The sequence below is a fragment of the Nevskiales bacterium genome (genome assembly GCA_035574475.1).
GTDB lineage: Bacteria > Pseudomonadota > Gammaproteobacteria > Nevskiales > DATLYR01 > DATLYR01.
Window position 1 is genome coordinate 1 of sequence record DATLYR010000169.1, and the last position, 10005, is coordinate 10005.

A 10005-nucleotide genomic window follows, 5' to 3' on the forward strand; every position below is an offset into this window, starting at 1 on the left:
CTGCGCTCCGAGGAGCGACATGTGAATCGTGGCCGCGGTGACGAGCAGGCCCTGGTTCGTGCAAATGTTCGACGTCGCCTTGCTGCGCCGGATGTGCTGCTCGCGCGCCTGCAGCGTCAGCGTGAAACCCTGTTTGCCGTCGAGGTCCACGGTGCGCCCGACGATGCGGCCCGGCATCTGGCGCAGGAAGGTCTGCTTGCAGCACAGGAAGCCGAAGTAAGGTCCGCCCGAGGACAGCGGCGAACCCAGCGGCTGGCCGTCGCCGCAGGCGATATCGGCGCCCGCCTGCCCCCACTGCCCCGGCGGCTTGAGCAGAGCCAGCGACAGCGGGTTCACGACGGCGATCACCAGGAGCCCATGGCGATGGGCCCAGTCGGTCAGCGCGTCCACGTCCTCCAGGCAGCCGAAGACATTCGGCTGCGCGATCACCAGCGCGGCCACGTCGGCGGCCGGCGCGCGCGCCAAGTCCGGCAGCGCGGTCCTGCCATCGGCCTCGAAGGGGATTTCCTCCAGCACGATGCCCTGGCTGCCGGTGATCGCACGCACGACCTGGCGGTAGTAGGGGTGCAGCGCACGCGGCACGAGAATGCGGCGCGCGTCGTCCTTGCGGCAGCGCACTGCCATCAGGATTGCCTCGGCCAGGCCGGAGGCGCCGTCATAGAGGGAGGCGTTGGACACGTCCAGGCCGGTGAGCCCGGCCATCATCGTCTGGTACTCGTAGATCAGCTGCAGCGTGCCCTGGCTGGCCTCGGCCTGATAGGGCGTATACGCGGAATAGAACTCGCCGCGCGACACGATCTGCCACACCGCCGCCGGGATGTGGTGCTCGTAGGCGCCGGCACCGATGAAGCACAGCGGCTGGCCGTCCTGCGCGGCGCGGCGCTGCATCAGCCGCGTGACTTCCATTTCGCTCAATCCTGCCGGCACGCCGTCGAGGCGGCGCGACAGCAGCTCTGCCGGAATCTCGTCGAACAGCGCGTCGATGCTCGGCGCGCCAACGGCGGCCAGCATCTCGCGGATGTCGGTTTCGGTGTGCGGGATGAACGGCATCAGTGCCCCTCGTCCTTCAGCGCCTGCGCATAACCGGCGGCATCGAGCAGGCCGTTCACGTCGGCGGCATTGTCCGGCCTGAGGCGGAAGAACCAGCCGTCGCCATAAGGCGACCGGTTCACGGTTTCCGGCGCGTCGGCCAGCGCCGCATTGCCCTCGAGAATCTCGCCGGACACCGGCGCATAGACGTCGGAAGCGGCCTTGACCGACTCGACCACGGCACAGGCCTCACCGGCCTTGACCCTGCGGCCGGCGGCGGGCACCTCGACGAATACCACGTCGCCGAGCGCGCCCTGGGCGTGGTCCGAGATGCCGACGCGCACGGTGCCGTCGGCTTCGAGCCGTGCCCACTCGTGGGACTTGGCATAGCGCAGGTCGTTGGGGATGGTACTCATGATCTGATCTCCGGTTGAATGCTCTCGCTTGCTAGGAGCGCGCCAGCGCGCGACAAGAGTCGCCTGCAGGGCAAGCGCCTACACCAATATCTGTCCATGTCTGACGAACGGGTATTTCACGACACGTGCCGGCACCCATTTGTCGCGGATATTCACCTCCACGCGCTCGCCGCAATCCTTCGGCACGCGCGCCAGCGCGATCGAGCGCTTCAGGGTCGGCGAAAACGTGCCGCTCGTGACCTCGCCCTGCCCCGCGTCGCCGCGCACCGCCTGGTGCGCGCGCAGCACGCCCTGGCCCTCCAGGAGCAGGCCGACCAGCTTGCGGCTGCCGAGCTGGCGCGCGCGCGCCAGCGCCTGACGGCCGATAAAGTCGCGCTCGGCGGGCTCGAAGGCCACGGTCCAGCCCAGGCCCGACTCCAGCGGCGTGGTGTCTTCGTTCATGTCCTGCCCGTACAGGCACATGCCGGCCTCGAGCCGCAGCGTGTCGCGCGCCCCGAGGCCACAGGGTCGCACGCCCTCGTTCAGCAGCTGCTGCCACAGGTCCTGCGCCGACTTGCCATCGAGCATCACCTCGAAACCGTCCTCGCCGGTGTAGCCTGTGCGGGCGACGAAGGCGAAGTCGAGTTCCACCGCCTCGAAGGGCTTGAGCGCCAGCACCTTGTGGCGCGCCTGGCCGTCGCTCAACAGGTTGGCGGCTTTCTCGCGCGCATGCGGGCCCTGCACGGCGATGATGCACAGGTCGCGGCGCGGTACGACCTCGACGCCGAAACGCTGCGCGTGTTCGCGCATCCAGGCGACGTCTTTTTCGGTGGTGCCGGCATTGACCACGGTGCGGAACCAGTCCTGCGCCATGCCGTAAGTGATGAGGTCGTCGATGATCCCGCCCTGCGGGTTGAGCATGCAGGAATACAAGGCCTTGCCGGGCGCCGAGAGCTTGGCCACGTCGTTGGCCAGCAGGTAGCGCAGGAAGTCCCGGACACGGACGCCGCGCAGGTCCACCGCCGTCATGTGCGAGACATCGAACATGCCGGCGTCGGTGCGCACCGCATGATGCTCCTCGATCTGCGAGCCGTAGTTCACCGGCATGTCCCAGCCGGCGAAATCCACCAGGCGCGCGCCCTCGCGCACATGCAGCGGATACAGAGGCGTTTGCTGTCCCATGCGGCTCCTTCAGCCAATAAAAAAGGCGGCAGGATGTCGCCATCCTGCCGCCCCTCTGTCCTGTGACCTGAAAGATCCGGACGGCGGTTCGCGCCATCCTGCCTCGTCGGTGGGCCTGTACCCAAATCTCTTGGGAGGCCGCTCTCCAGAGCCAACTTGGGCGATGCGGTCCTTTTGCCTGAGCGTTTCCGGGCGGAAATTGCGCCTTCGGCGGCGGCCTGACTTGCGGCCGCGCTCTCCCGCATCGCGATGTTGAACGGCCACTATACCCGCGCGCTCAAGCAAGTCTCAAGTGCGGATTTAATCCTCGATAAATCAATTGGATGTCGGGTCAGGCGCGGCGCACCAGCGGTGGCAGGTCGCCGGCGATGCCCATCGCGTGGCGGATGAGCAGGTTCTTGAGCGGGGTGATGGCGTTGACCATGCCCAGGCCGCGGCTGCGGGCGAAGGCCAGCAGCGGGTTGCGGCTGCCGAAGAGGCGCTTCAGGCCATCGGTGGCGGCGGTCATGAGCAGGTTGTCGCCGCGCCGCCAGCGTTCGTATTTCTGCAGCACGCGCAGCTCGCCGATGTCGCGGCCTTCCCGCCTGGCTTGCGCCAGCACCTCGACCAGCGCCGCCACGTCGAGCAGGCCCAGGTTCACGCCCTGTCCCGCGAGCGGATGGATGACATGGGCGGCGTCGCCGACCAGCGCCAGGCGCGACTGTACATAGCGGTCCGCATGCAACATGCGCAGCGGGAAGGCGGCGCGCCGGCTGACCATGGTGACCTCGCCCAATTCGCCGCCGAAGGCCTCGGCCAGGCGCTGCCTGAAGGCTTCATCATCCAGGGCCAGCAGCGCGGCGGCCTCGGCCGCATCGGCGGACCACACGATGGAGCAGCGCCCGTCCGCCAGCGGCAGGAAGGCCAGCGGGCCGGTCGGCAGGAAGCGCTGCCAGGCCGTGTGCCGATGCGGTTTCTCGGTCGCGACGTTGCAGACGATGCCCTGCTGTGCGTAGGACCAGCCGCTGCAGCCGATGCCGGCCAGTTCGCGCACACGCGATTCGGCGCCGTCCGCGCCCACCACCAGCCCTGCCTCGATGGCATCGCGGCCCTCGAACACGAGGCGATATCCATCGCCACCTAGCTCCAGCGCCAGCAGCCGGGCCGGGCAATAGACGCTGACCCTGTCCAGCGCCTGCCAGGCGGCATGCTGGATGAGGCTGTTCTCGACAATATGGCCCAGCTGCGGCAGGCCCAGCTCGGCGGCGTCGAAGTGCAGCACGCCCGCGCCGCGGCTATCCCAGACCTGCATCTCGCGGTAGGGTGAGATGCGCCCGGCGGCGATCACCGGCCAGATACCCAGACGTTCGAGCAGGCGCTGCGAGGCGGCCGACAGCGCCGACACGCGCAGGTCGTAGTCGGACTTCGGGTCGTAGTGTGCCGGCGGCGAAGCCTCGATGAGGGCGACGTCGAAACCGGCGCGCTGCAGGGCCACGGCCAGCGGGGTGCCGACCATGCCGGCGCCGACGATGGCGACGTCGTGCGTCATGACTCAGTCTGCAAGCGGCAATCCCCGAGACAGGCGCGGCGCGCCGACCAGGCCCATGCTGCGGCGCGCGAAGCGTGCCTTCAGCGGCGGCAGCAGGTCGAGGCCAAGGATGCCGAGGTGCCGGAAACTCGCCAGGCCCGGCACGCGGTTGGAGAACAGCTGCACCAGCCCGTCTGTGAACCGCGTGACATGCGCCTGGTCCGCTTCGCGCCCCTGCAGGTAACGCTGGATCACGGCCTCGCTGCCGCAGTCCTGCGTGCCACTGCCGGCGAGCACCTCCGCCAGCACCGCGACGTCGCGCAGGCCCAGGTTGAAGCCCTGCCCCGCCACCGGATGCAGGCTGTGCGCGGCGTTGCCGATCAGCAAGGCCCGCGGCGCATGCTGGCGCGCGCTGAGGACACGCTGCAAGGGATAAGCGATGCGCCTGCCCACGCGCTCGAATTCGCCGAGCCGGTGGCCGAAGGCCTGGTTGAGCGCGGCGAGGAAATCACTGTCCGGCAGGGCCAGCAGGGCCTCGACCTTATCCGAGGGCTGGGTCCAGACCAGCGCGCAGCGCCGCTGCGACATCGGCAGCAGCGCGATGGGCCCCTCCGGCGTGAAGCGCTCGTAGGCCATGCCGCTGTGGTCGCGCTCCGGCGTCACGTTGCTGACGATGGCGGTCTGGCCGTAGTCGCGCCGCTCGGTGTCGATGCCCAGCGCGGCCCGCACCTGCGACTGCGCGCCGTCGGCGCCGATGAGCAGCCTTGCCGTCAGTGCCTGTTCGCCATCAGCCACAGCTACGCGCACCGTTACCGCAGCGGCAGCGGTTTCCAGCGCCAGGAACTTCGCCGGGCAGATCAGGCGCAAGCGCGGCAGGCTGCGCAGGCGCTTGCCGAGCACCTGGCCCAGGATACGGTTCTCGACCACGTAGCCCAGCGCCTCTTCGCCTTGCTCGTCCGCATCCATCCGGGTGGTTCCGAAACGTCCCTGCTCCGAGACGTGGATGCTGCGGATCGGTTCGGCCGCCGGCGCGATGGCTGCCCACAGGTCGAGCGCCTCGTAGATGCGGCGCGTGCCCAGCGCCAGCGCGGTGGTCCGGTCATCGTAGCTCGGCTGGCCGGCGGCGCCGAAGGGAATGGACTCGACCAGACCGACGTCCAGCGGCAGCTCACCCAGCGCGCAGGCCAGGCTGGCGCCGACCATGCCGCCGCCGACGATCAGGACATCGAAGTCTTTACCTCCCCCTCCTTGCGGGGCGAGGGACGAGCGAGGGCCGGGATTGCTGATCAGTCTTCACCCCCTCCCTCACCCTCCCCCATCCAGGGGGAGGGGACCGGAGCGCATCAGCGCTTCGACGTCGGCGATCTGCTTGGGCGCCTCGTGCGTCAGGATGCGCGGCTCGCCGGCCGTGATCAGCACATCGTCCTCGATGCGGATGCCGATGTTCCAGTAAGACTCGTCCACGTCCTCGGCTGGCGTGACGTACAGGCCCGGCTCGACGGTCAGCACCATGCCCGGCTCGAAGCGGCGCCACTCGCCACCGATCTTGTAGGCGCCGACGTCGTGCACATCCATGCCCAGCCAGTGGCCGGTGCTGTGCATGTAGAAGCGCTTGTAGGCCTCTTTCTCGACCAGCGCTTGCACCTCGCCCTGGAGCAGGCCGAGTGCGACCAGACCTTCCGTCAGCACGCGTACCGCCGCCTCGTGCGGTGCGTTCCAATGCTGACCCACGCGACATTTCTCGATCGCGGCCAGCTGCGCCGCCAGCACCACTTCATACAGCGCCTTCTGCGGGCCGCTGTAGCGGCCGTTGACCGGGAAGCTGCGCGTGATGTCCGCGCAATAGCCCTGCCACTCGCCGCCAGCGTCGATCAGCAGCAGTTCGCCGTCCTTGAGCACTGCGCTGTTCTCGACGTAGTGCAGGATGCAGGCGTTGGCGCCACTGCCGACGATCGTCCCGTAGGCCCAGGTCAGGCCGTTACGCTCGTACTCGTGGTGGATCTCGGCGGCGATCTGGTACTCGTATACGCCCGGCCGGGCCGTGCGCATCGCGCGCCGGTGCGCGGCGGCGGAAACGCTGGCGGCCTGCTGCATCAGCGCGATCTCGGACTCGCTCTTGAACAGCCGCATCTCGTGCAGGACCGGGTCGAGTGATATCACCTCGGGCGGTGCGTGCACGCCGCGGCGGCTCTGCCCACGCAGGCTCTTGAGCCAGCCGATCAGCTTCTGGTCCAGCCAGGACTGCTGGCCGAGGGTGTGATACACCCGCTCGCGACCGTCGAGCAGCCTGGGCATGACCTCGTCCAGCCGGCCGATGGACAGGGCCTGGTCGGCGCCGTACTCGCGCTGCGCGCCCTCCTGCCCGGCGCGGCGACCGTCCCAGATCTCGCGCTCGGGATCGCGGTCGCGGCAGAACAGAATGTACTCGCCCCCGGCGCGGCCCGGCGCCAACACCGCCACCGCCTCGGGCTCGGGGAAGCCGGTCAGATAGCGGAAATCGCCGTCCTGGCGATAGGGGTAGTGCACGTCGTGGTTGCGCAGGCGCTGCGGCGCGGCCGGCACGATGGCCACGGCCTGCGGCCCGATACGCTCCATCACCGCGCGGCGGCGCCTGGCGAACTCGGCATGCGACATAGATGGCCAGTGCAGTTCGGAAACCATCTTTGTCATTCCGGACAAGCTCGCAGGGCGGGCGCGATCCGGAATCCAGCGTCTTCAAAGGCCCTGGACCCCGGCTTCCGCCGGGGTGACGGAATTAAACAGTGCTCTCCTAGTGTAACGTGCCAGGCGCCTCCGGTGCCTGTTCCGCAGGTCGCAGTTCCAGGAACACCAGCTGCACGCCGGCGCGGACGTATTCGACCAGCTCCAGGTAGGCGTTCTCGTCGGCTTCCGTATCCTGAGCGCCGTCGCCTTCGACGCCGGCATGGCTGATCTGGATCAGGTCGCTGACCACCTCGCGCAGCTCAGGCGAGGCCTGGTTCAGGTCCAGCGCCGGGCGCGTGGCCAGTCCGTACAGGAAGCCCTGACACCACTGCGCCAGCGCATCCACGCGCAGGGGCAATGACTGGTCATCCTCCGGCAGCAGCGGCATGAAGCCGCTCTCGGGATCGTGCAGGTGCGCCAGGCTGTCGCGCCGTAGCGCGCGCAGCAGTTCGCGCGCGGCAGGCACACCCTCTGCATCCGGCGGCGGCTCGGCCTCCAGCCCCAGGTTCTCGGGCGGACTGTCCTGTACGCAGAGCATGCCGCACAGCACACCGTGGTACTCGGCCGCATCAAGGTGCAGGCCCAGCTGCCGGAGCGCGCGGCCGAGGTCGAAGTAGTCGATGGCGGAAGCGGTCACCCGCAGATTATCGCTCAGCTGTCCGAACAAAGGCAGCGCCGGCGCCAAGCTGCCCAGACGCCCGGCAGCAGCAATGCCGCCAGCAGCAGGTCGAAGCTGCCACCACCACCGCCGCCGCCACCGCCACTACCGCCCCCTCCGCCACCCGTGGTACCGGCGGCACTGGGGTCGTACAGGAAAGCGGCACCGGCCTCGTCGTCGGCGCGCAGGTCGGCGCCGCGCCCGTCGGCATGCGGGAAGGCGCGCATCAAGGCATCGTCCGCGGTGGGGTTCAGCAGGCAGTCGTTGATGACCAAGAGGTCAGTATCGCCGCAGGAATGCCCGAGGCCAAGCGTATGGCCCAGCTCGTGTGCGAACACCTCGGCGGCGTTGCTGCGGTTGTTGGCGTTGAGGAAGCAGCCAGCGCCGTCCTGCACGACGATGTCGCTCTCGGTGATCCGGGCGAACACCGCGCCGTTGTAAGTGCCGGTGCCATTGGTCCAGAAACCACCGGTCGCCAGCACGCCGCCGGTGCTGCAGCTGAAACTGCCGTCGATCTCGTTGTTGGGATCGTTGAACAGGATGGCGTTGACGCCATCGGAACGTTGCAGACCGCCATTTGCCGTAGTCGTGCCGCCGTAGACATAACGGATATTGCTGCCGGCGTCGTCGTTCCAGGCGGCGATGCCGGCCTGGAACTCGCTGAACCCGCCGCCGCTCAGGCCGCTCTGACCGCTGGCATGCGCGCGCTGCGTCACGTTGTTTCCGCCATTGAACTGGAACCAGCGCGAAGGCGCGCCGAGCGTGGTGAAGTTGGCCTGGGTCGGCCGCTCATCGCCCGGCTGGGTGGCGTTCCAGTACAGGGGGGCAGCCTCGCCACCGGCCGCCGTCTCCCGCAGCCAGCGCTTGAAGCCTTCCCAGTCGCGTACCTGGTCCGCGGCCGGCAGCAGCACGCCCAGTCCCGTGCCGGGCAGCTCATGCGCGCCCAGCAGCTTGCGCCGTGCCGTGGACTTGCCGGACGCCGCAGCCTGCTTGTGGAACACGCCCAGGGCCGACTGGGTGATGGCATAGGTGCCGTCACCGCGCGGGTTGAGGAACAGCAGCACTTGGTCGCCGGGCGCGAAACGCGGCATGCCCGGCAGCACCAGCACGTCGTTCAGGGTGCGGTTGAGGGCGTTGTAGTCGGGCTCGATGCTGCCCGGTACCCAGACCTCTACCTCGACATCGGCGTCACCCTTCACATAGTCGGAGACACGCACCCGGTAGACCGTATAGCTGTTCGGCTGCTTGACGAAAGGCACGGTGCCAATCACCTCACCCTCCAGCACCAGGGCCGCCTGGTTCAGCAGCACCTGGTCCGGCATCTGGACGAAGGTGAGGGCCTGGGCGGGCAGCACGATGCCCAGCCACATGAGTACTCCGAGCAGTTTTTTCATGCGCGTCATCCGTTGGAATGGCGTGGTCTCGGGCGCCACGCTCGTGTCCGCACTATAGCTCAATCCGGTCGCGACCCGCCAAGCCGGACACGCCGCAGACGGCCGAGCCGGGACCCGGTTTTGCCCTGTAGTATTACGTCCCCAGGCCCTTCAGGGATTCGAGGTTCGAGAGTGTCCCCGCGTCTGCCCTCGTGCCGGCACATGATCGGGGAGCTGATCGCCCTGCCGTCGATCAGCTCCCTCGATCCACGGCTGGATCACAGCAACCGGCCGGTGGCCGAGCGTCTGGCCGGCTGGCTGGCGGACCTGGGTTTTGCCTGCGAGCTGCTGCCGCTCCCGGACCAGCCGACCAAAGTCAACCTGCTGGCCACGCTCGGTCAGGGCCCGGGCGGGCTGGTGCTGGCCGGCCACCTGGACACCGTACCCTTCGACGAGGGAGGCTGGAACTCGGACCCTTTTCGCCTCACCGAGCGCGATGGCCGCTATTACGGGCTGGGTACGGCCGACATGAAGGCCTTTCTGGCGCTGGCGGTCGAGGCAGCGCGCGGCCTGGGTGGACAGGCCCTCAGGCAGCCCCTGATCATCCTCGGCACCGCCGATGAGGAGATCACCCTGGGTGGCGCGCGCGCCCTGGCCGCTGCCGGGCGCCCCCGGGCACGGCATGCCGTCATCGGCGAGCCCACGGGCCTGAAGCCCGTGCGCATCCACAAAGGCAATCTGTCCGAGTCGATCCGCGTGCTCGGCCACAGCGGCCATGCCAGCAACCCCGCACTGGGCCTGAATGCGGTCGAAGGCATGCACCGGGTACTCGCGGCGCTGCTCGGCTTCCGCGACGAGTTGCGCCAGGGCCCGCATAGCCAGCTGTTCGCGGTGCCGCACGGCACGCTCAACCCGGGCTGCATCCACGGCGGTGACGCCGCCAACCGTATCCCGGCCCGTTGCGAGCTGCGCGTGGACCTGCGCTTCCTGCCCGGCATGGACCTGTCCACCCTGCGCCGCAAGCTGCGCGAGCGCGCACGTGCGGCGCTGGCCGGCACGGGTTACCGCATCGAGTTCGACAGCCTCTACCCGGGCTGTCCGGCTTTCGAAACGCCGGCCACGGCCGAGATCGTGCGGGTCTGCGAGGCCCTCACCCGC

9 protein-coding genes and 1 riboswitch are annotated in these 10005 nt (G+C 68.8%); of the genes, 1 reads left to right on the forward strand and 8 read right to left on the reverse strand.

The genetic code is table 11. The features are described from left to right. From gcvPA to VNJ47_10345, 8 genes are all read right to left on the reverse strand, one after another. On the reverse strand, window positions 1-1050 hold a 1050-nt coding region (gene gcvPA / locus VNJ47_10310), incomplete at its 3' end, for an aminomethyl-transferring glycine dehydrogenase subunit GcvPA (GenBank protein HXG29222.1). Then, entirely contained in the window at window positions 1050-1445 is a 396-nt protein-coding gene (gene gcvH / locus VNJ47_10315; protein ID HXG29223.1) for a glycine cleavage system protein GcvH, read from the reverse strand. The genes gcvH and gcvPA, both read right to left, overlap by 1 nt. Window positions 1446-1523: 78 nt before the next feature. Beyond that, the gene (gcvT, locus tag VNJ47_10320) at window positions 1524-2606 is read right to left on the reverse strand and encodes a glycine cleavage system aminomethyltransferase GcvT (GenBank protein HXG29224.1); all 1083 of its coding nucleotides are present in this window, start codon (window positions 2604-2606) and stop codon (window positions 1524-1526) included. Between the two features lie 156 nt (window positions 2607-2762). After that, a riboswitch (glycine riboswitch) is annotated at window positions 2763-2858 on the reverse strand. A 79-nt stretch (window positions 2859-2937) separates the two neighbouring features. After that, window positions 2938-4134 carry a UbiH/UbiF/VisC/COQ6 family ubiquinone biosynthesis hydroxylase gene (locus VNJ47_10325; protein ID HXG29225.1) on the reverse strand — a complete coding sequence of 399 codons (1197 nt, stop codon included), beginning with the start codon at window positions 4132-4134 and terminating at the stop codon, window positions 2938-2940. A 3-nt stretch (window positions 4135-4137) separates the two neighbouring features. After that, window positions 4138-5403, reverse strand: a complete 1266-nt coding sequence (ubiH, locus tag VNJ47_10330; GenBank protein ID HXG29226.1) for a 2-octaprenyl-6-methoxyphenyl hydroxylase — start codon at window positions 5401-5403, stop codon at window positions 4138-4140. Window positions 5404-5418: 15 nt separating this feature from the next. Continuing rightward, window positions 5419-6774 (reverse strand): Xaa-Pro aminopeptidase, encoded by a 1356-nt coding sequence (gene pepP, locus VNJ47_10335; GenBank protein HXG29227.1) that lies wholly within the window; start codon window positions 6772-6774, stop codon window positions 5419-5421. Between the two features lie 109 nt (window positions 6775-6883). Next, complete coding sequence (locus VNJ47_10340; GenBank protein ID HXG29228.1) at window positions 6884-7453, reverse strand: YecA family protein; 570 nt, start codon at window positions 7451-7453, stop codon at window positions 6884-6886. A 14-nt stretch (window positions 7454-7467) separates the two neighbouring features. After that, complete coding sequence (locus VNJ47_10345; protein HXG29229.1) at window positions 7468-8868, reverse strand: hypothetical protein; 1401 nt, start codon at window positions 8866-8868, stop codon at window positions 7468-7470. A 201-nt stretch (window positions 8869-9069) separates the two neighbouring features. On the opposite strand from VNJ47_10345, the gene argE reads away from it, so the two are divergent. Continuing rightward, on the forward strand, window positions 9070-10005 hold a 936-nt coding region (gene argE, locus VNJ47_10350; protein ID HXG29230.1), incomplete at its 3' end, for an acetylornithine deacetylase.

Coding starts and splice junctions, on each gene's coding strand:
- gcvH (HXG29223.1), bottom strand. CDS start 1,445: ATGAGTACCATCCCCAACGACCTGCGCTATGCCAAGTCCCACGAGTGG.
- gcvT (HXG29224.1), bottom strand. CDS start 2,606: ATGGGACAGCAAACGCCTCTGTATCCGCTGCATGTGCGCGAGGGCGCG.
- VNJ47_10325 (HXG29225.1), bottom strand. CDS start 4,134: ATGACGCACGACGTCGCCATCGTCGGCGCCGGCATGGTCGGCACCCCG.
- pepP (HXG29227.1), bottom strand. CDS start 6,774: ATGGTTTCCGAACTGCACTGGCCATCTATGTCGCATGCCGAGTTCGCC.
- VNJ47_10345 (HXG29229.1), bottom strand. CDS start 8,868: ATGAAAAAACTGCTCGGAGTACTCATGTGGCTGGGCATCGTGCTGCCC.